Origin of the sequence: Afipia broomeae ATCC 49717 (assembly GCF_000314675.2) — a bacterium.
In the GTDB taxonomy this organism is placed as follows: Bacteria; Pseudomonadota; Alphaproteobacteria; order Rhizobiales; family Xanthobacteraceae; genus Afipia; species Afipia broomeae.
The window spans coordinates 76251-100125 of record NZ_KB375285.1; the positions used below are offsets into that span (position 1 = coordinate 76251).

Genomic DNA, 23875 nt, shown 5'->3' on the forward strand with positions numbered 1-23875 from the left:
ACGAGCGGGGCTAACAGCCCTGCGAAGGACGACGGGCCGGGCTCGCGCAGGCGGCGGTTGAGCTCAAGCGTTGCCGGCCTGGCCGATCTGCGAGCGGGCCTTTCTCATCACCTTTTCATCTTCATGCCGCGGCGGCCTGTTCGCGGCCTCCCTCAACATCGCTCGCCAGGGCTTCCTCCACCTCCGCCAATTGCCGGCGCTTTTCTGCCAGCTCAACGGCGAAGGCGAAATTGCCGTTGTCGCGCGACTGGTAAGAGGCGAGCCTGCGGCGGGCGTCGGCGAGGCGCTGGCGGTAGCGCTCGCGTTCACCTTCAAAATCGTCGAGCGCATGCTCGAGACGCGAGATCGCGCCGAGCGGCGTCACCGTGACCGGAAGCTCGATCTCGTATTCCGATCCGGTGCGGAGCAGCATGGTGCCGTAGCGATAGCCGTCGCGGCCGAAGCGCTCGCCGGAATATTCGAGATCGAAGCCGCCGATCGATGCGATGATGCTCTCGCCCTCCTGCTGAAGCTGGACGAGGGTCAGGATTTCCTTCATCAGCGCGCGGCCGGCCTCCTTGCGCTCGACATGGCGCTTGCCGGCGATTATCGCCGCGAAGGCCTCGCCGCTCGTCGGTGTGAGGCGCTCAATATCCTCGCCGATCTCGGCGATGCGCCGCATGCAGAACTCGATGTCACGCTCGGCGTCGCGGAGCTGGCGGCGCACCGCATGCTGGTCGTCGATGTGGGCGGCGCGGAGCCGTTCGAGCCGCGCGATGTCGGCTTCGAGTCCGGCCTTGAGCATCAGACGCTGGTCGCCCGATGCGATCGCCTTCGCCATCGCGAACTGGTTGGCCTGGCCTTCGCCGAGGTCCTCCAGACGGCGGATCGAGGTGTCGCCCGACAGCGCGGCCGCGATGAAGCGGGCCTTGCGCTCATTGTTCTGCCACATCGTGGCATCGAGTGAGCCTTCGGTCGCATAGGCGAAGATGTCGATGACGTCGTGCTGATTGCCCTGGCGCTCGATCCGCCCCTCGCGCTGGGCGATCTGCGAGGGGAGCCAGGGCACGTCGAGGTGATGCAGTGCCTTCAGGCGGAGCTGCGCGTTGACGCCGGTGCCCATCGTGTCGGAGGAGCCGATCAGGAAGCGGACCTTGCCGGCGCGCACGTCGCCGAACAGGCGCTGCTTCGCCTCCGACTTCTTGTAGTCCTGCATGAAGGCGATTTCGCCTGGCGGCACGCCCATGCGGACGAGCTCGTCCCTGATCCAGCGATAGGCCGAGAATCCGCGACTCTTCTCCACGGAGATCGTCCCGAGATCGGCGAAGATCATCTGCGCGGCGCCGGGCAGCTCATAGGGCTTGCCGTCGGCACGCACGTAGGCGTCAGCGGCCGTTTCGTGCCAGATGCGCAGCGCGTTGCCGATCATCAGGTTCAGCTTGTTGTCCGCCTCGTCGTCGTTGTCCGGGTCGACCAGGCGAAGGTCGATCGCGGCATGGCGGCCGTCGGTGATGACGGAGAGCCAGATGTCGTCGCCCGGCTCCGGCGGACGGTCGCGCATCTCGATCGCCTTGATGCGCGCATCGAGCTGGAGCTGGTAGCGCTTGAACGCCGGCGTCGGCTTCGCCGTCACGATCTGGCGCTTGCCGGTCGAGATCGCCGGAATCTTCACGTAACGGCGCAGGTCCTCCGGCATCACCACGTCGGCGAAGGACCGGAACATGGCGATCAGCTCGGGGACGTTGACGAAAGTCGCGAAGCGCGTGACCGGCTTATATCTACCGGAGGGCTGAAGCTCGAGCTCGGTCGAGACGTCGCCGAAGGTCGAGGCCCAGGCGTCGAACTCGTGCAAGCCGCGCTCGCGGAGGGCGGCGTAGCCGAGATAGCGCTGCACCGAATACATTTCGCCGAGCGTGTTCGTGATCGGCGTGCCCGACGCAAGCACAAGCGCGCGGCCGGGATTTTTCGTCTCGATGAAGCGGGACTTCACATAGAGGTCCCAGGCGCGCTGCGAGCCGTTGGGATCGACGCCCTTCAGCGTCGACATATTCGTGGCGAAGGACAGCTTGCGGAATTCCTGCGCCTCGTCGACGATGATCTGGTCGACGCCGATCTCCGAGATGGTGAGGAGATCGTCCTTGCGCGTGGCGAGCGACTCCAGGCGCTCCTTCAACCCCTCCTTCAGCCGCTCGAGACGCTTGCGCGAGACGCGGTCATCGCTCTCGACCTTGGTCAGCAGTGTCTCGTAGAGCTCCAGCTCGTCCTGGATCATCTGCTGCTCGAAAGCCGACGGCACGCCGATGAAGCGAAAGGCCGAGTGCGTGATGATGATGGCGTCCCAGGTCGCGGTCGCCGCCCGCGACAAGAATCTGGCGCGCTTATCCTTGCTGAAGTTGGTCTCGTCGGCGACGAGGATGCGGGCGTTCGGATAGAGCGCCAGAAATTCGCGCGCGGCCTGCGCCAGGCAATGGCCGGGCACGACGAGCATCGCCTTAGCGATCAGGCCGAGCCGGCGCTGCTCCATGATGGCGGCCGCCATCGTCATGGTCTTGCCGGCGCCGACGGCGTGGACGAGGTAGGTCGCGCCCGCGGCGATGATGCGCCAGATGCCGCGCTTCTGATGATCGTAGAGGACGAAGGCGCCGGATGCGCCCGGCAGCTTCAGATGCGAGCCGTCGAAGGCGCGCGGCACAATGTTGTTGAAGCGATCATTATAGACCCGCGCCAGCCGATCCGTGCGATCCGGATCGCTCCAGATCCAGGTCTGGAACGCGGTCTTGATCTTCTGAAGCTTCTCCTTCGCCGCCTCGGTGTCGACGACGTTGAGGACGCGGCGCTCGCTGTCGCCGTCTCTGATCGTGTCGAAGATCTGCGGCACGGACGAATTGAGCGCGTCGGAGAGAAGCTGGCCGGCGTGCCGCCGGTCGGTGCCCCATTCCGACGTGCCGGCGGCGATCCAGCCGAGCTGGCGGGCCTCGACCGTCCACGACGCCAGTTCCGGCGTGTGGTGGATCTTGATGTCCGCGCCCATCGTCTCCTTGACGAAGGCCATGATGTCGTCGGCCGGAATCCACGGCGCGCCGAGCCGCGCCGTGATGTCCGAGGGCCGAAGATCGGCAGGCTGCACATCGCGCAGCGCCGCGACATTGCGCTCATAGGCCGGATCGAGAGCCGCCGCGGCCTCGGCCGCGACGAGCTTCGAGCGGACCGCGCCGGAGAGATAGGCGTCGGCGCTCTGCCAGGAGCCGTCCGACGGATCGCGGAAGATGGCGCTGCCGAGCTCGGCAATCACGTCCTCGACATCGCGATGCAGCAGCTCCGCGATATGGTCGGGATCGACATGGCCGCGCTCGTTGAGCACGACGGCCAGCGCATCGACCGCGCTGGTGATGACGGGCGGCGCCGGCGGCGCGATCACGCGCTCGGTGAAGATCGGGCCCGGCCGCGCCGTATCGGATTCGAGGTCGTAGTCCTCGATCGACGCCACGAGCCAACAATCGGGATCGTCGAGAAAGGGCTGCAGATTGGGACGGCGATGCGTCTCGCGGACCTCGCCCGTTTCCGGGTCCTCCGTCGTGGAGACGACGGTCGCGTTGATCGGGCCGAAGCTGCGCACGAAATTCGACCAGGCGATCCGCAGCCTGACCTGCGCGTCCCTCCACGGCCGGTCGAGCTCCTGGCACTTCAGAACCTCTCGCACGGCCTCGCGGATCGGGATCAGCTTGCTGATGATGCGGACGTGCTTTTCCGGAACGCCCTCGGCGCTGCGGCCCTTGCGCACCGCGACGGCGACGGGACCGCCGTCGAGGACCTGCATCAGGCCGTGCCGATTATCGAGGAGGTAGCTTCCCTCCCGCGCCGTAAGACCCGTAGCGCCTGTCGTCTGCGTGGACGACACCTCGTCTTCCGCCTCGAAGTCGATCGGCTCCGGCTCGCCGTCATAGAGAGCGGCGGGAAGGCGAGCGACCGCGGCGGGGAGCGCGGTCGCGAGGTCGTCGCCTTCATTCGGCATACAGGTGTAGGTCTCGCCGAAGGGGCCGGAGGTCAGCGCATGTGCGCCGAGCACCATGTCGGGATGGCTGGCGAACCAGCGATTGACGCGAATGGCGCCCTCGTCCGCAGTCGCGTCGCGCACCTCCTCGAGATCGAGCCAGGACAGGTCGCCTTCGGCTTCGCCATGCTTGCGCCGGCGAAAGAACAGGATGTCGACCACGACGTCGGTGCCTGCGTCGGCGCGGAAGCTGCCTTCGGGCAGCCGGACCGCACCGACGAGATCGGCGTGCTTCGCGATCTCGTCGCGCGCGCCGGCATCGGCCTTGTCCATCGTGCCATGCGACGTGACGAAGGCTGCGAGAGCGCCCGGCTTCAGCAGCCGGATCGCCTTGACGATGAAGTAATCGTGGAGTCGCAGGCCGAGCGAGCGTAGCGCGCGATCCGAGCGCACGGTTCGATCGGAGAAGGGCGGGTTGCCGATGACAAGATCGAACCGCGGCGGCAGCTCCGTGCGCGTGAAGTCGCCGGTGACGATGCGAGCGCGCGGCTGCAGGAGCCGGGCGATGCGCGCCGTGACGGGATCGAGCTCGACGCCGGTGACATGGCTAACGTCGCGCAGCGCCTCCGGCATGAGCGCGGGAAACAGGCCGTTGCCGATGCCGGGCTCGAGCACGCGGCCGCCGCGCCAGCCGAGCCGCTGCACGCCCGCCCAGATGGCGCGGACGATGAACTCGGGAGTGAAATGGGCGTATTGCGTGCAGCGCGCCAGCGAGGCGTAATCGGCATCGTCGACGGCGTCCTGCAACTCGGCGCCGATCTCGTCCCAGCCTTTCGTGAAGCCGGTCTCGCCCGGGCGGCGGAAGACGCCATTGGCGAGCTCAGAGGCGCCGAAGCCAGTGAAGCGTATCAGCCGTTCCTGCTCGTCGCGCGTAGCGGGCCGTTCATCGGCCTCGATCTCTGCAGCGAGCCGCACGGCCGCGATGCTGTCGCGGGCGCGCTGCTTCCAGCCCCTGGCCAGGCCGCGGTCGCCGGCGAGATGAAAATTGGCGCCCCGCTTGCGTGAACCGGGTCGAGCGGGCCGCGCCGATGCGGCCGCCGGCGCCGCGGGGGACGGCGGCGGCGGCGGATCATCGTCGGGATCGTCATCGCCGGTGATGTCGGCAGCGAAGGCGGTGACGCCGAGGCCGAGGCCCGACGAAAGCGCCGTGTTTCCGAAGAGGTCGAGGGTGAAAGGGTCGTCCTGCGCCATTGGGAAAGTCCTTCTGCTGGGCGCGCGCGACCGCGCCGCCGCCGCGGAGGGCGGCGGACGGCACGGCGTTGCGGGATTGACGGGAGAGCCGGCGCGATCGGCCGGCTGCGGAAATGCGAAGCCCGGCATGCGGCCGGGCTGTTCGCAGGTCGAAGAGGACGGCGCGGGGCTAGGCCGCGATCGTCTCGGGCAGATGCCGGAGCTGAACCGGCAGCTTCGCCGCGATCTCGGCGTCGCTGAGTTCGTCGAGGAGCTTCAGCACGGTGCCGTGCCCGCCGGCATAGACGAGCACCGTGCGGCGGCCGCGCATGGAGGCGGGCCAGCGTTCGCCGGCATAGCCGCGATAGTCGTCATGCGTGCTCGACCAGATGTGCTCGAGCCGCTCCTCGCGCGTCATGGCGCGGACCGGCCGCGACTCGCGCTCGATGATCGCGGCCTTCATCCGATCGGGCGACGCGCGATCGGAGAGGTCGCAATAGCCGTGAAACCAGCGCTGGCGACCGTCGATGACGAGTGCGAAGAAGATGCTGGTCACGCTGTCCGTCATGAACTCGCGCAGCGCGAACAGATCGCCGCGCATGAACAGCGGCGGCAGGATCTCGAGCATGTAATCATGCTCGGCCTCGGCGATCTCGAACCACTCTCCGGCGAAGAGCTGCGCGCAGTCGCCTGCGCTGTATGCGGGATCACCGCGATGGCGATTGAACATGCGGTACATCTCACGGCGCGTGGCGACGCCCTGGAAGACCTTGCGGATTGTCGGGACGGCGTGCATGGCGGCTCCTTTCAGCCTTGCGGGCCGAAGCGCGAGCGATCGCCTGATCCCTCATCATTTCAGCCCTTCATCACGCCTTTCCGCGGGCCGCCTCTCCGGTCCGGCGGGTCAAGGGCCGCGGCACGCGGGCGAAGCCTCCCTTGACGCGCCGGCCGGGCATGCGGCATCGCGCCTTCATTCCTCTTCTTTCCTCCCTTCTTTTTGCTCCTCCGCGAGACGCCGCTCGGCATTGCCGATCGCGCCGAGCGCGGCCTTGAAGAGCGCCGAGCCTCGTTCCTCCGCGAGATCCGTGGCGGCCACGGCGGCGAGGCTCGCGGCGTGGATGTCGTCGTCGCTCACCGCATCCGGCGACAGGCGCGTCAGCGCACCGTCAAAGGCGATGATCTCGCCGATCATCGTGCGCACTTCGGCTTCGTCGAAACGCAGGAGCACATGGCTGGGCGGCGCGGCCGCCGCGGCAGCTTCGTCGCGGAATTGCGCGATCATCTCGTCGGTCGCGCAGGATCGGATCGCGTCGGCGGTGATGAGGGTGGCCATGCCGCCGAATCCGTCCGGACGCATCCGCGAGCAGGTGAACGCCGACGTCACGACAATTTCCCCGAGCGTTGGCGATCGCCGCACGATGTCCTGGAAGATCGTCGCCCATGACGTCATGGATAGGTCGAGCTCGATGTGGGTGTCGGCATCGGCGGTCTCCGCCAGGCGCTCTGCGGCGATGGAGTCGAGAACGCAGTCGACGCCGGCCGAATCCCGGTGCGCGGCGCGCAGCTCGGCTGCGTCGACCTCGATGCACTCGGCGGGGCTTTCCTCGGCGAAGAAATAGAGCCCGTCGCCATCAGGCTCGGCCTCGAAGATATGCGAGAGCACGAGCCGCTCGAGCGGCGTCATGTCGGGGTTGGAAATCGTCGTCTGCACGACGGTCGGCACGAAGTAGCTGGCCATGTCGGCCTCCTGAAAATGACAAAGCCCGGCAGGGCCGGGCGTGATTGCGGGGATGGTGGATGCCGGCGCCGGATCAGTCCGGATCGCGGGCGCCGGCGAGGATGGCTTCGGCCTTGGCGATCGCGGACACGGCGCGGTCCTGCCAATAGGCGCGATCCGACGCCTCGGCGCCGCTCAGCACCTTCACCAGGCCGAGCAGCACCTCGAAGTGATCGGCCTTGCGCTGCACGGTCTCGCGATAGTGCGATGGGACCAGCACGGACGGGCCCCTATAGGCGCTGTCGCGGCCTTCCCAGACGCCGGTGACATAGGTCTCGCCGGCGGTCTCGTAGTCGTGCTTCTCGTTGTCCCAGTCGTCGTCCTCGACGGCGAGCCGGCAGGCCTCGGCGAGGCTCTCCGCCTCGTAATTGCGCTGCCGATAGACCGGCAGGCGATAGGTGGTTTCGATCGTGAAGATGGGCATCGGAGTCGTCCTTCCCTTCGGGTGTTGAAGACACCCTCGGGGCGGCCGCCTCTCCGGTCCGGCGGGTCAAGGGCCGCTGGCCAAGCGGGCGAAGCCCCCCTTGACGCGCCGGCCGGGCATGCGGCAGCGACGCCATTGCCTCTTTCCGCCGATACCCTCTTGCCCGCTTCGTCGACCCTTCGAGCGGTAGGGTTGAGAGCGGGTCGGTCAGCCGGCGGCCGCAAGCGGCTCAGCGAGCCGGGCGAGCAGCAGGTTCAGGTCCTCGTTCCAATCGCCGGCGCGCGGTCGCGCGCGTGCATAGGTCGCGCTCGTCTGGACCGCGATCGCCTGGACGCGCTCGGCATAGACATCACCCTGGCGATTGTTGTCGGTCGCCGCGACGAGATGCGTGTTCGGCCGTGCCGCTAAGCGGCGGATCGCATCCTCGCTCGCAGGAGACCAGCCGCCGCCGGTGCTGACGTAGAGCGTATCGGGCCGCATGACCTGGATCGCGGCGAGACTCATGGCATCGATCGCCGCTTCAGTGATGCAGACGCGCGCGGCGGCCGACGGGCCGAGCCGGAACAGCTCTTTGGCCCCGCCGGTCGCATATCCGCGCCATTGGGGGCCGCGCTCCTCCCAGCCGACCACGATGCCGTTCTCGCTGCGATGAGCCGCCCACATGCTGCCATGCGGCCCCTCGCGGACCATGCCTTGGCCGACCGCCACGGCGACGATCGTATCGGGAAGCCCGCGTGTCTCGGTGAGATAGCGCCAGGTCGCCGAGCCCGACCGCGGGAGACTCCGACGCGCCCAGCGGTCGGCGATGGAGCTAAGCGGGGAGGACCGGACCTCGCGCTGCCACGCGAGCGGGGTGGGCACGAACCCGACCAGGGACGCGACCCATGCGCAGGCTTCGGGAAAGCCCTGCGCACCGAGATGCTCGGCGAGATCAAACACGTCGCCTTTCGCGGTCGACAACGGGTCAAACCAGCCGCGATCGTTGTGAATGACGATAATGATATTGGCATCGCGGCGGAATTTCATGGCGCGCCGCGTGCTCTCCTTTAGATCGATTTTCCAGCCGTCCTGTTGAAGCAGCGCGGCGCAACCGACCTTGCTTCGCAGTTCTTCGATTTCCTTTTTCTCCATCGCCTTCACCGGGCGCGCATCGCACATACCCCGGTCCTTTCTTCGGTTGACCTGCCTCGCCTTATCCCGAGGGCACGGCGCCCGTCTGCCGCGAAGCGTGCCGGATGCAAGGGCGCGCTGGCAAGCCGTCGCGGCCCGAGATCTCGACCGCGGCGAAGCCTCCCTTGCATCCAGCAACGCGCCAGCGGCATCGATCACCAATTCGAAAAAACAGGCACCACGTACTTTGCCGGCAACCTGCGCTCTGGTCGGAATTGGCATGCGGAATGAGAAGCCGAGATCAGCGAAGCCCGGCGGCCTTTTGGGTGGACGCGAGCGAACGGGCGTCTGGTGTGGTGGCGAAGTCGGCGAACGCGGTAGGTCCGTCTTGCGGCCTATATGCGCTCTCGCTCGCCAGCGGCGGCGACGGAGATCACACACAATCGACGAATTCAAGTTTCAGACTCATCGGACGACGCGAACGCTCCTTGCCTGGCAATCGATGGTTTACCGAAATTGATCTAGAAGCCGAGCGAACGAACGGTTATGAGTCGAGTGGGGCAGTACGCGCTGCCCTGGGGCGTCGAAACCCCTGCTAGCGGTTGGTGCCGGCCGACACGGCACCGCACTCCTTGACCTTATGGTCGGGGAGCCTGTGGCGTATGCAACAGGTTCACCCGAACTAAAGGCCACAGGGCCGTCTAGCACGGTTTCGAACTCCCCGATCACCAAGAGTCAGAGAGGGTTCGTTTGCGGGGGCGTACCGCAGGCACCTCCCCACGGAGGATCGAGTGATCAGGGCCAAGGCGCGAGGGCGCACTTCTCTTGAATCGCGCACGATTGAGGCTCATCGCGCCTATGTGCAGGCGTTGGTGGAGTGGGAACGGGTTTTTCACCTCGGCACCTGCTCGGTCTGCCGCCCCGAGGGTCTCACCGACGAAGAGCACGGCATCCAGTGCGAATTGGCCGAGGCGCAAAACGAGCGGCGGCGGATGACTTTTCGGGAACGCTGCGACGAACTGGGCTACATGCCGTCAGGGGCAAAAACCTCGCTTCCTCTTCACGCGTCTTGTGGAGCGGTTCCGCGAAGACGAAAGAATTGATTGGCGCAAAGAACGGGGCCGTGGTGCAAAATCTGGCTTTGTGATGCCCCGGCGTAGCGTTATTGGCTAGCGCCGTGTTTATTCGGCGGGTTTCATGGTCGAAATCTTAGCACGACCAGAAGCGGATCAAGAACAAAGGCAGATGACCTGGCGACCTTTATAGCGATGATAGTGTCGCCGCGATCGCACCTGAGCTAAGTCCGCCGAAGAGTCGCCGTACTAATAGGCGTTTCGTTTTTTCATTTATTGAAATATCTCCAAGAACAGACAATGCGCGCGCTAGTCTGATTGCAATGGACCTTTGTGCCCATACCGCGCTGGCGATGGACATGACCAACTCGGCTCTGTCATCTGGTCGAGGTGCATTTCATGCTGATGGTCATTCCAGGCTCGGACGTCGGTCGATACGAGACATTGATGGACCGCGCCTTTCGGTTTCGGCATTCAATTTTTGTCGAAGAAAAGGGCTGGGAGGAACTGCGCCAGCCGGGCGGTCGCGAGCGCGATCGATTCGACGATCGGCATGCAATCCATCACATCTGTCTGCGCGACGAGGAGATCGTCGGCTATCAGCGGCTGTTACCAACCACTCGCCCGCATTTATTGAGCGATGTGTTGACGGATCTGTGCCGGCACACGCCGCCACGCGGCGAACATGTGTTCGAGTGGACACGCTTCAGCGTTGCGCGTAGCTATCGCGAACACCGACCGCGCGGTGACAGTCCCTTTCTCGAACTCGCCCAAGGCGTCGTCGAATGGGGCATTGAGCATCAGGTTGACACAGTCACGGTCGCGATCGACTGGCGGTTGATGTTAATCGCGATGCAATTGCGGTTCTTCGTCCGATCACTCGGTTTTCCCCAGCGTATTGGCCGCGACGAAGTTATTGCCCTGCGCATGTCCTTCAACCGCGAGACCCTTGAAACAATCCGGGCCGCACGAGGCTCCAACGAGTCGGTGCTGCCGATGTCTAACTGGCCGTCAGTTGCGTGATGGTCCGTATCAGCATGGAGTTATTCTATGATAAGAACTGCGGATACCAAGATCATCGCTCACGAACTTCACGCCCGATATGAACATTCGCGGGCGGTGACGCTGATCGGTCGCACCTTGCAAAAAGCTTTGTTCGCCGGGCGCTCCGACGAGGTTGTGTTTTGGGCCATGGTTCATGCTCATTATCGTGGCGGAGATCTCTGTTCCTCGACCGAGGAGGAACTCAATTATTTTGCTCCCTGGATCATCCGCGACCCTTCCGAGAAAAACTGATCTGGGCGGTACCTAGACGTCTGTCGGATTGACGATGATCGACGCTGTCGATGGCGGTGGCGGATTGGCGGCTATACCGGTCGAGGTCGGAAAATCGCCCGGCCCGGTCGGCGTCTGCTGGCAAACCGCCGACTGGTCTCCGGTAAAGCAGGAGGCGTCATATCCGGCGCCGCGGATGAGGTAGCTGCACACGCTTACCCCGTTGCCATCCTTGACGTTGCGGGCATTGCAGTCGCCGCTCGCAGCGTAGTTCGCGAGCTTCCCGCGCTGGCCGCAGCCGAACTGGCAGGCCATGAGGATGGAAGATTGGTCGATCGTGGCGCAGTGGCCGCCGTAACATACCTGCTGTCCGATCAGCGAGGTCATGCCGTTACTCTGCGCCTTCGACCACTCATTCTGTTCGTACCGGGTCCAGGCGGCGACCTGGGCGGAGGGATCGTCGAGAAAGCTTTGCGCGCTGCCGCTGTAATAGCGTTCGAAGGTGCCGGGGCAAAATTGGAATGCTCCGAGGCAGCCGAACTGATTTGTGGTGCCGAAATTTCCTTCGCTGCTGGACACTTTCGCAGCGAAATCCGCACAGTTCGACGGGATGCCCGCCGCAGTAAGATTGGCGGCTGATTCTCCGGCGAACGCTGCCGCCCCCGACAGACACAGCAGGAGACCCGCATCGGCCAGGATGCCGCGAACAGCGCGCGCTGTCATGGCTTGCCCTCCGGAATCGCAAAGGTGAAATCGCCGTTGACGAGCGTCTTCCCGTCGTCGGTCAACGCGAAGGGACGCTGTGCGAACGCCGCCTGCGCCTTGTCGGCGGCCATCGCGGCGAAGCGCGGATCATCAGGAGGCACGATCTGATGCATCATATCGTCGACCAGGACGGTCGGCTGCTGATGGGGGGCGACGCGCACAAGGCGGGTAGGGCAGGTGCCGGATGTGCAGTCGTCGTTCCAAATCTGCGAGATCAAGAAGTCGCCGCGCGGCGTGCGCAATTCATATTCGTGAATGGTCACGGTGCCGGACGAGCCGGCCGCGAGCGCATCACCCGTCCAGACCTTGTCGGGGTCCTGGGTCACGTTGCGATACGAGGTCTTGTAGCTGAAAGCCGCGTCGGCCGCGGCTGCTGGCACCGCGCCGACAAGGGCGGTCGCAGCAAGCAGACAGATCATCCGAAAGTGCATTTCTATTGTTCTCCTCAATCAGCGTCGCGGCGGTTCAGCGGCACATCCAGCGAGCAGCCGTCGACAGCGTTATGGTTGACGATCATGCCCGTCTTCAACGTCCGGTTCGGAACGTCGTAGGATGCATAGGCCGCGGACACCGTCGGATCGGGCGATGCGCCTGGCTCAAGCTCAAGGAAGCAAGCGCGGCCGCCCTCGAGAGTGCGCACCTGGATCCCCTCGTAAATCGCAATCCGCATGGGGCAGAGCTTCACCGTCGCGCGCGCCTGCGGCACTGCGGTCTTGATCGTGCATCCAATCGCCGTGTTGAGGATACTGAGGACAACGGAACGACCGCGGCTCCAGATGACGAAATGGGCTTCGGTGACGGGCGCATTGCCGCCCGCGAAGCGATGATCCCCACGCTGCCGATAGCCTTGGTTGTTGCGTTCGATCGCGTCCTTCCAGATGTCGGTGTAGGTGGCGGTCGCGCGAGAGGGCAGCTGAAGATCCGCATATGCCATCGGTCGCCACGTCCCCGGATCGGGCGTCACCGTTTGCGCGCGGGCTTGGGTGTTCATCATCCCTGCGATCCCCATCGCCAGGACAAAAATGGCAGAGCTGCGAAAGGCCGGCGATGTGCCTTTAATACAACATCTAATATAATGACTCAACTGCCTTGCCGCGCGCATTGTGCCGCCTGCTATTCGTAGCGGTCGCGGCCGGGCAGCCACCGCCAGAAATCCTTCGGCGAACGCTCCCGATTGCGCCATGGCACCACGCTGCGCGGCGGGTAGACGGGCTGCATGTTCCAGACGTCGCCGTAGTAATAAAAATTTACCGCTTCGCGGCGAAGGCGACGGCCACTGCCGTCCAGAAAATCCGTCGCGCAATGGACGACGGGACCGCGGTAGCGGATCACACGGGCGGTTTGTTCGTCCAGCGCGCCCGGCTTGCACCCGAACAGCCACACCGATGCGGGGAAGTTGCCTTCCCGGGCAGAGCCGGCGAGAAGCCGACGATAGGCCGCGTTCGCCTCCGGCTGGGTCGGATAGGGAAAACGCTCGGTAAGGATGGGGGCAAACGTCGACCGATCGGGGGCATATTCCAGACGGCCGGGCTTGACGGCGGCGGGGGTGTACATCGGTTCGCGCGCGGGCGGCCCATAGTCCGTCACCGGCCATGGCTGCGGCGCGGCGCAGGCTGACAGCACGAGCATGATGGGAAGAGAGAGAACGACGGCGGTACGGCTCATGGCGTTGCCTCGAACCGGGCGAGCGGCGGCGCGGCCGGGCGTTTGGCACGCCACTCCCAGGGCATCTGGAATGTACTCGACCAGAGCCCCCGATAGGCTTTGCGCGCGTCCTGCTCGGCTTGGACGTAGGCACGGATCGCCGGGTCCCTGTCCGTTCCGGGGAGCGCTACGGCGATGCCGGCGCGCAACATATCGGCAGCGATGTCGGGATGGCCCGCCGTGGCGCACCGCACCAGGTGCTCTGACGCCTCGTCCCGCAATGTCCTGCAGGCGAGCCAGGCGTTGAGGGTCGCCGTGACGAGCCACGATGTCGCCATCGTGCCGCACGGCCAGGGCTGCCTGCCCAAGCGCGCGGTCTGCTCCGGCGCGCAGGTATCAATGCCGTAGAGCCGGTAGGCCGCGCCCGTCTCGATATCGCGGAACCGCACCCCATTGATGACCTCGACCCGCAGCGGCGGCGATTGAAGCGGCAGCTGCGGCGCGTAAATGCCCTCGTTCCGATCGGCCGGCTGCGCGCCAGCCTTGGTTGTCGTCGCGGCCGCCAGGAGCGAGATGGCGAGAAACACGGTGTCACGCCGCGGCATCGTCGCGCGCACCGAGATCGAGCTTGTGGAAGACGTTGGCGATGATGTCGGTCGTGTAGATCGTCTCGCCGTCCTTCTTGTAGGAGCCGTCGGCGATGCGGCATTCGGCATAGACCGGATCGCCTTTCGCGACATTGGCGATGACCCAGGCCGCGGCTTTTTCATTGAGGACGCTGACCGTTACCCAGTCGGTCTCCTCGTGCCGCTCGCCCTTGGCGTCAGTCCACCCGCGGTCGGTCGCGATGTGGATCTTGGCGGATTTGTTAAACGCCTTCGGCGCCTGCCCGACAAAGCCACGGACGATGAAGAGATTTGTGGTTCGCATGGTCGCTCCTCGTGCTGACGTTGAGTCCTATGGGGTCGCTGGGTTTGCTCCTGGCATCCCGGACGCGGGAGCAGGCGAAGCCTGCCGCAGGGCGCGCAGAATGATCGCGTTCGGATCGGGGAGGTCGGCGAACGCCCACAATCCCGCCTTGGATCTCTGGGCGACAAGCTGGGCCACGAAGTACGGCGCGTGAACCGGCTGGCCGTCCGGTTTGAGCGCGGCGAAGGCGAAGCCGGTTGAAATCAGAGCTGTGCCGAGATCGATGCGTGAGCCCGCCGCGGCGCCCTTGCTCGGGCTGGCTAGGCAGAACACGAAGACGGTTCGCAGCTGCGGCGATTCGGCCGCGTCGTAGCACTGCGGTCTGAGATCGCGAACCAGTGCGACAAGCATGGCGAGCGAAGCCTCGCCGCAGTCGCGTTTGAGGCCGTGGCCGTTGGTGAAGCTCGTGTCACGCAGGCAGGCCTGGACGCCATAAAGACGATAGGTCACGTCGCCGGCCGACCAGCTGTCGCCTGTCAGATAGATGGCGTCCGCTGGAACTGGAAACCAGGGCGACGCGGATTGCGCCGTTACCCTTGTTGCGGTGAGTGGCAGGGCCAGAATCGCGGCCATCAGCCATGCCCGGCCCATTCTAGTAGCCCTGCAGCGAGAAATAGAAGCGCTGCACGCCGTTGGCCGAGCTGATGTCGACGTAGTAGGGCTCGCTGCGGCGCTGGCGCGGCGTCGTCGGATAGGTCGTCGTGCAACCGCCATCGCTTCCTGAGCACATGCGCTCGGGCTTGGACAGATCGGCGCACAGCTCTCCGTTGGCGGATGGCGATGTTTCTCCGCCCGGCAAGCCTGCGACCGGTGTTAGGCCTACCGGACAGGCTTCGTAAGGCTCATAGCCCGGGCCGCTGGCATGCCCTTCAGAACAGGTTGGCCAGCCGCCGCCGCGGGCGAGCCGGCGAAACAGTTCCTGCATGACCGGCACGCAGTAGGGGATGCTGGACCATCCCGGATTGCTGGCCGCCGCGCACAGCAAGACCTTGCACCCGAACGAAGCGTCCTGCGCCGCCGCAGGTGGGGCGGGTTGCACGAGGCCGAGGCTGAGGCCGGCCAGCAGGACTGAGCAGCGTTTCATTCCATCCCTCCGGATCGAGCTGGGGACGTCATTCACTAACCTGTTGCCAAGGTAACAACATCTAATATATTGTCTATTGAAAAGTGGAGAGCCTAGGGGCATGTCGAAGCGAATCGCGGCGATCGGATTGGGGATGATGGTGGCCTGCGCCGGCGCAAACGCTCAGGACGCAGCGAACGTTTCGCACCTCGCGACCGTCGATGCCTCCGGCCGCGTCATTCCACTGGACACGCCGCGATTCCGCCTCGACGCGAATGAAGCGGCGCGGCCGTGCGGCGGCGCGAAGGCGATGGCGCCCGACGAGGCGCGAGCGCTGGTGGCACGCATCGCCACAGAGGAGAAGTTCTCGCCCGAATTCGCTCAGTCGGTGGCGAAGAGCGAAAGCCAGTACAACTCGATGGCGCTCTCCGGAAAGGGGGCGTTCGGCCTGATGCAGCTGCTTCCGCAGACCGCGCAGCGCTTCAACGTCGACCTCTGCAGCCCCGCCGATAACGTGCGCGGCGGCATCCGCTTCCTGCGCAGCCTCCAAGACAAATACAAGAACCCGTTCTTTATCCTCGCGGCCTACAACGCCGTCGAGGAAGCCGTCGCCAAGAGCCGTGGTGTTCCTCCCTATCCCGAGACCGTTCGGTTCGTCGCCCAAGTCATCAACGATTTCTACAGCTGGCCGGATCCTCGCGGCGCTGGCGCTCTCGCGTCCGCCCAGCCTGACGTCGTCGAACTCGCCACGCGGCCCGATGCGGCGCGTCCCCAAGCCGGAAGGCATTGGAACGATGGTTTCGTCATGCACGTCGATTGACAGGGAGGACTAGATGACTCGATGGATTTCGCGCACGCCCCTCGCTCTGAGCCTTGTGGCGCTCAGCGTCGTCGACGCCGCGGCACAGTCGGGCGGGACGCTGCAACCCGTGCAATCCACGCTCACGCAGTTGGTTCAGGCTTTGACAGGCCCGATCGCCACCGCGCTGGCGACACTGGCCGTCATCGCGTGCGGTCTGTTCGCCTGGTCCGGCCGTCTGACGTGGGGCATCGCCGGTAGCGTCATTTTCGGCATCGTTCTGGTGTTCGGCTCGGCGCAAATCGTCCAATTCTTCCAGTCGGCGGTCGGCCAATGACCGAAGCCGAGCTCGATGATCCGCTTATCACCCCGCTGGTCAAAGCCCTCACTCGCGCGCCGACGCTGATGGGCGTGCCGTATATGTACTTCATGTTCAACGGCGTGGTCTCGAGCGTGTGCTTCCTTGTCACCCACAATCTCTTCATGCTGCTGGTCGCGATTCCGCTCCATCTGTTCGGCTACGTGATGACTCTTCGCGACGACCGTATCTTCGAGATCCTGTTCGTCCGCTCGACAAGATGTCCGCCCCGCTCGCGCTCCTTCTGGGGCGCCGACAGCTACGCCCCGTGAGGCTGCCATGGTCGCCCGCGCCCTTCTCGACGAGCTCACCTTCGGCGCCGTGTCCCGCCGTGAGCGACCGGTGGCGTCGCACATTCCCTATACCCGCCACGTCGACGATCACATCCTCAAGACGCGAGACGGCCTGCTCCTCACGGTGTTGAAGCTCGACGGCTACTCGTTCGAGACATCCGACATGAGCGAGGTCAACGCCCGTCTGCTCGGCCGCAACGACATCGTCCGCACACTCGCCAACTCGCGCTTCGCGCTCGCCGCGCACATCGTCCGGCGCGAGGTGCAACCACGGATCGCGTCGACCTTCGACAACGCGTTGTGCCGCGAGATCGACGAGCGCTACGACGCCTCCCTGTCGAAGCGTCGAATGTTCGTCAACGACATCTATCTCACGATCGTGCGCCGTCCGCTCCAGGGCCAGGCCGGAACCTTCGACGTCCTGATGACGAAGGCTCTCGGCCGCAAGGACGAGGCCGGCGAGTCGGTGGCCATTCAGACCGCCCTCAACGAGCTGCGCGATGCCGCGACGGCGGTTCGCGAGAACCTGGCCGCCTATGGCGCGCGGCAACTCGGCGTGGTCCGGCGCGACGGCATCTGGTTCTCCGAGCCGCTGGAATTCCTCGTGCAGATCGTGAACGGCGGCCTACCGCGGCCGATGCATCTGCCCCGCATGGACCTTGCGGACGCGCTCTCGACGAAGCGTCTCTTCTTCGGCCGCAACGCCATCGAGATCCGCGGCGCCAGCCGCGACGACACGCGCTTCGGCGCGATGATTTCGATCCGCGAATATCCGGCGCAAAGTGGTCCCGGTTCGTTCGACAATCTCCTGCGGGTGCCGCACGAATTTATCGCCACCCAGACCTTCGCCATCGTCGATCGGCCGGTCGCCGCCAAGCAGATCGATCGCGTGTCGCGGCAAGTCGATATGTCCGACGAGGCCGGTTCGATCGTCGCGGAGCATCTTGACGAGGCCCGGGACGAATTGATGGCTTCCGAGGCGATCTATGGCGAGCACCACATGACGGTGATGTGCCTCGGCCGCGATCTCGCCGAGGTAGGCGCGGCCGTGACAGCGGCCGGTGCCGCGCTGACGGATCGGTCGGTGATCTGGGTGCGCGAAGACCTCAATTGCGAACCGGCGTTCTGGTCGCAGCTGCCGGGCAATTTCGCCTATATCGCCCGCAAGGCTGTGATCTCGTCGAAAAACTTCGCCGGCTTCGCCTCGCTGCACAACTATCCGAGCGGGCGCCCCGACGGCAACCACTGGGGCCCCGCAATCTCGGTCTTCGAGACAACGTCGCAGACGGCCTACTATTACAATCACCACGTTCGTGACATCGGCAACTTCACCGTCGTCGGGCCGACCGGGTCGGGCAAGACCGTGTTTCTATCGTTCATCGCGGCGCAGACGCAGCGCATCCAGCCGCGCCCCAAACTCGTCTTCGTCGACAAGGATCGTGGCGCTGAGATCTTTATTCGCGCTCTCGGCGGTCAATATGAAGCGCTCATTCCCGGCGAGCCCACCGGGTTCAATCCGCTGTCGCTGCCCGACTCGGCAGCGAACCGCGAGTTTCTGTACCAGCTGTTCGCCTTCATGCTGCGTCCGGCCAAGGGCGGCGATCTCAGCGCTTCCGAAGAGCAGGTGATCCGAAACGCAATCGCAGCGGCGCTTTCAGCGGGTCCGGACGGGCGGACGCTGAAGGCGTTCTCGACCTTGCTGCGCGGTCGCATCCGGGCGGGGGAGGGGGATCTCCTCGCGCGCTTGGAAAGCTGGATGCGGCCGGATCAGCGGGGCTGGCTGTTCAACAACGATGAGGACCAGTTCTCGATTTCGAGCATCTTCGGCTTCGACATGACGCGCGTCCTCGACGATCCCGTCATTCGCACCGCCGCGCTCATGTACATCTTCCACCGCACCGAGGAGTTGCTCACGGGCGATCCGGTGATGATCTTTCTTGATGAAGGCTGGCGGCTGCTCGACGACGAGGTCTTTGCCTTCTTCATACGCGATAAGCTGAAGACGATCCGCAAGCAGAACGGCATCATCGGCTTCGGCACGCAATCTGCGGCCGATATCGTCCGCTCACGCGCGTCCAACACGCTGATCGAGCAGACCAGCACCAACATCTTCTTTCCGAATCCCAAAGCCGACGACGAGAGCTATCGTCAGGCTTTCCGCCTTTCGGGCCGCGAGGTCGACTGGATTCGCAGCACCGTCCCCGAAAGTCGGTCCTTCCTGATCAAGCACGGCCGGGACAGCGTCGTGGCCCGGCTGAACCTGTCGAGCATGCCTGACCTCATCAAGGTGCTGTCCGGTCGGACCGAGACCGTGGCCGAGCTCGACGCGCTGCGCGCGCGCGTTGGCGACGATCCAGCGGTGTGGCTGCCGATCTTCCTGGGGAGAGACCCTTCATGAAGACCATCCTGATCATTGTCGCGGCGGCGGCTTTGGCCACCCAGGCGCACGCGGCCATCCCGGTCGACGACGCAGCACAGCTCAGCCAACATTCGTTGACAGCCAGCACGACGGTCAAACTCGTACCGGTGACGACGCAGCGCAAGGACGCCAATAGCGGCGTCAAATGCGCGGTGACCACGGGCAAGAAGGCCAACGTCACCGATCCGACCGTTAAGCCGCAGGCGGGCGCCGGAAGCCAGGCCCTTCGCTCCTATGCGCCGGACATGCCCGCCGCTCCCGATCCTGGGGCGCAAGGCGGCGCGCTGAACAGCCAGACATTGTTTCAATCGAGCGGCAATGTCGTTGCCGGTCTCGATGCCAGTCGCTCGACGCTTGGCGCCGCGCAGTCAGGGTTTCAGGTCGCGGGCCAGCAGGTCGGCACCGGCTCGACCGTGATGGCGGCGATGGACATGAACAGCGCGGCGCGGCTGCAGAACAACCTTGCCTGGAACGGCGTCATTGATTCGACGAACCTTTGGGTCACCGCCCTGAACGCGCTCAACCTCGCCAGAACGAGCGACATGAGCCGGGCGGCCGGGGGCATGCGGGCGGCGACGGTGATGGGGGGACGGCCCGCCTCCGGTCCGGTCTGTCCCGCGGGCATGATCGGGACCGGCTCGCCGACTGACCCTTGCCGGACGCCGACGGGATGCTCGACCACACCGCCGGGCACGAACCCCGACCCTGGATGCGTCAGCGCCCGCTACGTCGACACCGACGGCAACGTCATCTTTTACCTCGCACAGGCGCAAGGCACACCGACGAACGACAGCGCTTCGACCGGGCCCGGCTTGACCGTGGCCGACGTCGCCGCGGCGCTGGCCGCGATCAACAACGACACGCGCTAGGGAGGATTTTCATGCGCACCATCCTTGCCCTCATCGCCGTCATCGTGACCGCCCAATTGTCGCCAGCGTTGGCGCAAGTCCCGGTCATCGACAACGCCAACCTGCAAAAGGCCCAGGAGATCGCAACCAGCACCCAGAAGATCCTGACCGCCGATCAGCAGATCATGCAGTTCACCCAGAAGACGCTGCAAGCGGTGACGGGCGATCGCTCGTCCCAGGCGCAAGGAACGCTCGCACAAATGGCCCTCGGCGGCGGCTTCTCCATGGCGCAGGCGCCCTCCCTCGGATCGGTGATCTCGGGCGGGGCGCTGTCTTTCGCCGGCATGGGCTCGAATTCGCAGAACATCGTGTCGACTCTGATCAATGGCCTGCAGCTCGTACAGACGATCACCGGTCTCACCAGCGGCCAGAGCCACCCCGTGGACACGGCTTACAAGAGTTCCGTGAACGTCGCCGCTACGCTCTCGGGGCTCATCAACTCGACACAGAGCGCGGTGCAGCAGCGATCGAGCGCTTTCAAGCAGGGCGGCCAGCAGATCGGCCAGGCGCAGGATCTGAAAGGCAGCATCGATCAGAATACCCAGGTGCAGGTTCAGACCGGCCTGACGATCAATGAACTGAACGGGGTTGCGAACAATGCAGCCGCTGCGGCGAACCAGGCCAATCTCGATCGCATCGCGGCGGAGTCGGCCGCGGCGCGCGCCATGAAATTCACTCAGTAGCGGAGCGGGCGGCGAGCCGCGAAAAGCTTTCGCGCACGCCGCGCGGGACGGCGCAACACAACATCTGGGGGACCCCCATGTCGAAGGCCATTGTCATCGCGACAGCCGTGGTTGCGCTCGCCGTGGGCGTCGCGGTCGGACGCTACGCGCTCCGTCCATCCTCATGGCCGGCGACGAGCACCGCTGAAACGTCCCCCAACCGGAACGATGCCGCGGAATCCGCCTCGCGGGCCATGACATTCACGCAACCCAAGGCGCCGCCGCAGTGAGATCGGTATCGCTCCTCATGGCCAGCGTACTACTCACGCTCGCGCTCGGCGGCTGTGCCTATAAGCCGCTGAAAGCGCCGTGTTCACCCGACGAGGGCGGCGCGCCGCTGGCCTATGCGCAGCTCCCTCCCGCGCCGCCCGCTCGAGCCGCGGTTGAGGCCGTTGACGCCTGCGGCCCGATGCGGCCGATCTGAGGAGCGCGATGGCCAACAATTTCAATATCACTTCGCTACTGCAATCCGTCGACCAGCTTGGCCAGAATTACGTTTCGACGGCATATCAGGCCCTCGCGAACGCGGCGACATCGGGCGGGACAACCGGCGTCGCCGGTCTGCTCCTGACGCTTTACGTAATCTTCTGGGGCGTCGGGATCTGGCAGGGCACGGCCAGCGGCGGCCCGACGGATTATGCCTTCCGGCTCTTTCGCGCGATGATGATCTATGTCCTGGCGACCCGCTGGGGAGAATTCCAAACCTTCGTGTATACGATCCTGAATGACGGTCCTTCCGCCATCGGCAACGCGCTGCTGAGCGCCGTCACTTCCGCCAACAATACCGGCACCTCGGCCAATCTCACCTCGGTCAACGCCGTCCAGTCGGCCTTGCAGAACATGTGGGACACGACCAATAGCGCGACCGAGGCGTTTCTACAGAATGCCGGCATTACCAATTGGGGACCCTACATCTTCGCCGCCGTTTTCTACGTTGTCATGGCGATCCTGATCGGTTTCGCCATCTTCCTGATCGTGTTGTCGAAGATGTTCATGTGGCTTCTGCTTGCCCTGGCGCCGCTATTCATCATCCTGCTTCTGTTCGGCGTCACGTCGCGGTTCTTCAGCGGCTGGATGAGCTCACTCGCGCAGTATTTCCTTGTGCAGGTGCTCGTATACGCCTTCCTCGCCTTCTATGTCTCGCTGATCCAGCAATCGATCGACACGCTGAACGGCGTCGCCAACAGCAAGTCTGCCACATGGGCAACAATCGGACCGGTGGTGCTGCTCGCCATCATCGGCATCCTCCTGCTGAGCCAGATCAATAACATGGCGGCCGCTATCGCAGGTGGCGTCCCGATCTTCGCGCCCCGGCTCGGCGCGGTCCTGGCCACGGCCTCCGGCTACCGGATGGGGGCGGCCGCCAACCGAGCGCGCCTCGCCTTCCGCAATCCGTTCAACCCCGCTTCGATGGCGCGGCGGGAGGAGCTGGCCGCGCGGCAGAGAGCGCGCGTCGGCCTCCGCGCCGCGAGCTGGACGCAGTCCGCAGAGTTCCGTCGGCTCGCCGACCAACTCCGCAACTCCGGCGTACCGCCCGCGCAGAGCGGGGGAGGAAGACCGTGACGGATACCACGACCCAGTCCGACCGGGTTGATCCGCGCTATTATGCCGACGGCGCAACTTGGGAGCATGATATCGCCCGGCGCAACCGCAACTCGCGCGCGCTAGCCTGGATCGTCGCCACCGTGATGACCATGGTTGCCGTCACCGCGCTCGCCGTGCTGGCGCTCCTCGTGCCACTCAAGACCTACGAGCCTTATATGGTCGTCGTCGACAAAACGACGGGGTTCGTCGAGGTCAAGCGACCGACCGCGGAGGGACCGCTGACGCAGGACGAGGCGGTCACGATGTTCAATGTCGTGCGCTACATCAAAGCGCGCGAGACCTACGATCCGAAGGCGCTGAAGGATAATTTTGATCTCGCCCAACTCCTCGCCGCCGGAGACGCGGCGCGCGAACTCACCGAGATTTACTCGCCCGCCAATCCCAATAACCCGGTGAAGATCTACGGGACGAACACCGAGGTCAGCGTCACCATCAAGTCGGTGACCTTTCCGAACAACCGCACCGCTCTGGTCCGCTTCTCCACCGACGAAAAGTCGGCCACCAACATCGTGACTCGGCACTGGGTTTCTCTGGTGCGCTTCCGTTACACGTCCGCGCCCATGCGCAACGAATGGCGTTTCGACAATCCGCTGGGCTTCCAGGTGCTCGAATATCGGCGTGACCAGGAATCGGCGCCATCTCCGCGCAGCGTGGGGCAGCAGCCATGATGCGGCCGTCCGCTGTTGCGCTTCTTACCCTCTTACTGTCGACGGGCGCGGCGCTTGCCGAATCGACGCCGCGCCCCGGCCGCCTCGACCCGCGTGTGCGCGACGTCGTCTACAACCGGGACAACGTCACCGCAATCGACGCCACCTACGGCACGTCGACGATGATCCAGCTGCAGCCTGACGAAAAGATCGAGACGTTGGCGCTCGGCGATTCCATTGCCTGGCGCGTCGAGCCGAACCGAAAAGGCGACATCATCTTCATCAAACCCGTGGAGAAGAACGCGCAATCCAATCTCAACGTGGTGACCGACAAGCGAGTCTACTCGTTCCTGCTGCGCTCGAACACGCGCCCGCCATCGAATCAGATCTACGCCGTGCGGTTTCGCTTCCCGGATGACGAAGCCAGCGCCCGGCTGCTTGCCGAAGCCAAGGAGCGCGCCGCCAATCCGAACTTGAAAGCGCTCAACATCGCGAACGCCAACAGCAACTACGGCTACAAGGGGTCTTCCACCAACAAGCCGGTCGCCGTCTTCGACGACGGCACCAAGACCTGGTTTCGGTTCGAGGGCGAGACACCGGCGATCTTCATCGTCGACGCGGATCGCAATGAGAGCCTCGTCAATTTCCGGACAGAGGGACCCTATGTCGTCGTCGACAAGGTCTCCGCGCAATGGACCCTGCGCAACGGCCAGGAATCGACCTGCATCTTCAACCGCCGTCTGACCAACGTGCATGAGCCGACAGGCCTTGAGCCTTACGCGCCGCAGCGCGTGGGCACGGCCACCGCCTCGGGAGGTTGAGCG

27 protein-coding genes are annotated in these 23875 nt (G+C 64.9%); 14 read left to right on the forward strand and 13 right to left on the reverse strand.

The window, feature by feature from the left end:
• Positions 1–121: 121 nt before the first annotated feature.
• The 5 genes from HMPREF9695_RS24890 to HMPREF9695_RS24910 all read right to left on the reverse strand — a co-directional run bounded on the left by HMPREF9695_RS24890 (position 122) and on the right by HMPREF9695_RS24910 (position 8532).
• Positions 122–5221: a DEAD/DEAH box helicase family protein gene (locus tag HMPREF9695_RS24890; RefSeq protein ID WP_006023699.1), complete on the reverse strand. Its 5100-nt coding sequence runs from the start codon at positions 5219–5221 to the stop codon at positions 122–124.
• Between the two features lie 169 nt (positions 5222–5390).
• Positions 5391–5996, reverse strand: coding sequence for a DUF1419 domain-containing protein (locus tag HMPREF9695_RS24895; RefSeq protein WP_006023700.1), 606 nt, complete (start codon positions 5994–5996; stop codon positions 5391–5393).
• A gap of 174 nt (positions 5997–6170) precedes the next feature.
• The gene (locus tag HMPREF9695_RS26795) at positions 6171–6938 is read right to left on the reverse strand and encodes a hypothetical protein (RefSeq protein WP_006023701.1); all 768 of its coding nucleotides are present in this window, start codon (positions 6936–6938) and stop codon (positions 6171–6173) included.
• Positions 6939–7011: 73 nt separating this feature from the next.
• On the reverse strand, positions 7012–7401 hold the full coding sequence (locus tag HMPREF9695_RS24905; RefSeq protein WP_006023702.1) for a hypothetical protein: 390 nt from the start codon (positions 7399–7401) through the stop codon (positions 7012–7014).
• Positions 7402–7608: 207 nt separating this feature from the next.
• On the reverse strand, positions 7609–8532 hold the full coding sequence (locus tag HMPREF9695_RS24910; RefSeq protein WP_024921637.1) for a DUF3991 and toprim domain-containing protein: 924 nt from the start codon (positions 8530–8532) through the stop codon (positions 7609–7611).
• A gap of 770 nt (positions 8533–9302) precedes the next feature.
• Between HMPREF9695_RS24910 and HMPREF9695_RS26085 the strand changes: the two genes are divergently transcribed.
• The 3 genes from HMPREF9695_RS26085 to HMPREF9695_RS24920 all read left to right on the forward strand — a co-directional run bounded on the left by HMPREF9695_RS26085 (position 9303) and on the right by HMPREF9695_RS24920 (position 10880).
• The gene (locus HMPREF9695_RS26085; RefSeq protein WP_083875224.1) at positions 9303–9614 is read left to right on the forward strand and encodes a transcriptional repressor TraM; all 312 of its coding nucleotides are present in this window, start codon (positions 9303–9305) and stop codon (positions 9612–9614) included.
• A gap of 369 nt (positions 9615–9983) precedes the next feature.
• Positions 9984–10607 carry an acyl-homoserine-lactone synthase gene (locus HMPREF9695_RS24915; protein WP_006023704.1) on the forward strand — a complete coding sequence of 208 codons (624 nt, stop codon included), beginning with the start codon at positions 9984–9986 and terminating at the stop codon, positions 10605–10607.
• Positions 10608–10634: 27 nt separating this feature from the next.
• A complete protein-coding gene (locus HMPREF9695_RS24920) occupies positions 10635–10880 on the forward strand; it encodes a hypothetical protein (protein ID WP_006023705.1) in 246 nt (81 codons plus the stop codon).
• Positions 10881–10892: 12 nt separating this feature from the next.
• Here HMPREF9695_RS24920 and HMPREF9695_RS24925 read toward each other — a convergent pair whose 3' ends face one another.
• Genes HMPREF9695_RS24925 through HMPREF9695_RS24960 form a run of 8 tightly spaced genes read right to left on the reverse strand, consistent with a single transcriptional unit; the run spans position 10893 to position 15321 of the window.
• Positions 10893–11582, reverse strand: a complete 690-nt coding sequence (locus HMPREF9695_RS24925) for a hypothetical protein (RefSeq protein ID WP_006023706.1) — start codon at positions 11580–11582, stop codon at positions 10893–10895.
• Complete coding sequence (locus HMPREF9695_RS24930) at positions 11579–12055, reverse strand: hypothetical protein (RefSeq protein WP_006023707.1); 477 nt, start codon at positions 12053–12055, stop codon at positions 11579–11581. The genes HMPREF9695_RS24925 and HMPREF9695_RS24930 overlap by 4 nt, the downstream gene beginning before the upstream one ends.
• A gap of 14 nt (positions 12056–12069) precedes the next feature.
• Complete coding sequence (locus HMPREF9695_RS24935; protein ID WP_006023708.1) at positions 12070–12726, reverse strand: hypothetical protein; 657 nt, start codon at positions 12724–12726, stop codon at positions 12070–12072.
• Between the two features lie 11 nt (positions 12727–12737).
• The gene (locus HMPREF9695_RS24940) at positions 12738–13289 is read right to left on the reverse strand and encodes a hypothetical protein (RefSeq protein WP_006023709.1); all 552 of its coding nucleotides are present in this window, start codon (positions 13287–13289) and stop codon (positions 12738–12740) included.
• Positions 13286–13855: a thermonuclease family protein gene (locus tag HMPREF9695_RS24945; RefSeq protein WP_244434414.1), complete on the reverse strand. Its 570-nt coding sequence runs from the start codon at positions 13853–13855 to the stop codon at positions 13286–13288. The genes HMPREF9695_RS24940 and HMPREF9695_RS24945 overlap by 4 nt, the downstream gene beginning before the upstream one ends.
• Before the next feature lie 4 nt (positions 13856–13859).
• Entirely contained in the window at positions 13860–14198 is a 339-nt protein-coding gene (locus HMPREF9695_RS24950) for a single-stranded DNA-binding protein (RefSeq protein WP_006023711.1), read from the reverse strand.
• Between the two features lie 27 nt (positions 14199–14225).
• Entirely contained in the window at positions 14226–14828 is a 603-nt protein-coding gene (locus HMPREF9695_RS24955) for a thermonuclease family protein (RefSeq protein ID WP_006023712.1), read from the reverse strand.
• Position 14829: 1 nt separating this feature from the next.
• Positions 14830–15321, reverse strand: a complete 492-nt coding sequence (locus HMPREF9695_RS24960) for a hypothetical protein (RefSeq protein WP_006023713.1) — start codon at positions 15319–15321, stop codon at positions 14830–14832.
• A gap of 100 nt (positions 15322–15421) precedes the next feature.
• Between HMPREF9695_RS24960 and HMPREF9695_RS24965 the strand changes: the two genes are divergently transcribed.
• The 11 genes from HMPREF9695_RS24965 (at position 15422) to virB9 (ending at position 23872) form a co-directional block, all read left to right on the forward strand.
• On the forward strand, positions 15422–16120 hold the full coding sequence (locus HMPREF9695_RS24965; protein ID WP_006023714.1) for a lytic transglycosylase domain-containing protein: 699 nt from the start codon (positions 15422–15424) through the stop codon (positions 16118–16120).
• A gap of 13 nt (positions 16121–16133) precedes the next feature.
• Positions 16134–16436, forward strand: coding sequence for a TrbC/VirB2 family type IV secretion system protein (locus HMPREF9695_RS24970; RefSeq protein ID WP_006023715.1), 303 nt, complete (start codon positions 16134–16136; stop codon positions 16434–16436).
• Complete coding sequence (locus HMPREF9695_RS24975) at positions 16433–16729, forward strand: VirB3 family type IV secretion system protein (protein WP_006023716.1); 297 nt, start codon at positions 16433–16435, stop codon at positions 16727–16729. Before HMPREF9695_RS24970 ends, HMPREF9695_RS24975 begins: the two co-directional genes overlap by 4 nt.
• A 7-nt stretch (positions 16730–16736) precedes the next feature.
• Positions 16737–19148 (forward strand): VirB4 family type IV secretion/conjugal transfer ATPase, encoded by a 2412-nt coding sequence (locus tag HMPREF9695_RS24980; RefSeq protein ID WP_006023717.1) that lies wholly within the window; start codon positions 16737–16739, stop codon positions 19146–19148.
• Positions 19145–20038 (forward strand): hypothetical protein, encoded by an 894-nt coding sequence (locus HMPREF9695_RS24985; protein ID WP_006023718.1) that lies wholly within the window; start codon positions 19145–19147, stop codon positions 20036–20038. Before HMPREF9695_RS24980 ends, HMPREF9695_RS24985 begins: the two co-directional genes overlap by 4 nt.
• 11 nt (positions 20039–20049) lie before the next feature.
• Positions 20050–20760 (forward strand): type IV secretion system protein, encoded by a 711-nt coding sequence (locus tag HMPREF9695_RS24990; RefSeq protein WP_006023719.1) that lies wholly within the window; start codon positions 20050–20052, stop codon positions 20758–20760.
• Between the two features lie 77 nt (positions 20761–20837).
• Positions 20838–21029, forward strand: coding sequence for a hypothetical protein (locus HMPREF9695_RS24995; RefSeq protein ID WP_006023720.1), 192 nt, complete (start codon positions 20838–20840; stop codon positions 21027–21029).
• Between the two features lie 17 nt (positions 21030–21046).
• Positions 21047–21223 (forward strand): hypothetical protein, encoded by a 177-nt coding sequence (locus tag HMPREF9695_RS26750; protein WP_024921632.1) that lies wholly within the window; start codon positions 21047–21049, stop codon positions 21221–21223.
• Between the two features lie 8 nt (positions 21224–21231).
• A complete protein-coding gene (locus HMPREF9695_RS25005) occupies positions 21232–22362 on the forward strand; it encodes a TrbL/VirB6 family protein (protein WP_006023721.1) in 1131 nt (376 codons plus the stop codon).
• Positions 22359–23072, forward strand: a complete 714-nt coding sequence (locus HMPREF9695_RS25010) for a VirB8 family type IV secretion system protein (RefSeq protein WP_006023722.1) — start codon at positions 22359–22361, stop codon at positions 23070–23072. The genes HMPREF9695_RS25005 and HMPREF9695_RS25010 overlap by 4 nt, the downstream gene beginning before the upstream one ends.
• Positions 23069–23872 (forward strand): P-type conjugative transfer protein VirB9, encoded by an 804-nt coding sequence (virB9, locus tag HMPREF9695_RS25015; protein WP_006023723.1) that lies wholly within the window; start codon positions 23069–23071, stop codon positions 23870–23872. Before HMPREF9695_RS25010 ends, virB9 begins: the two co-directional genes overlap by 4 nt.
• Positions 23873–23875 lie beyond the last annotated feature (3 nt).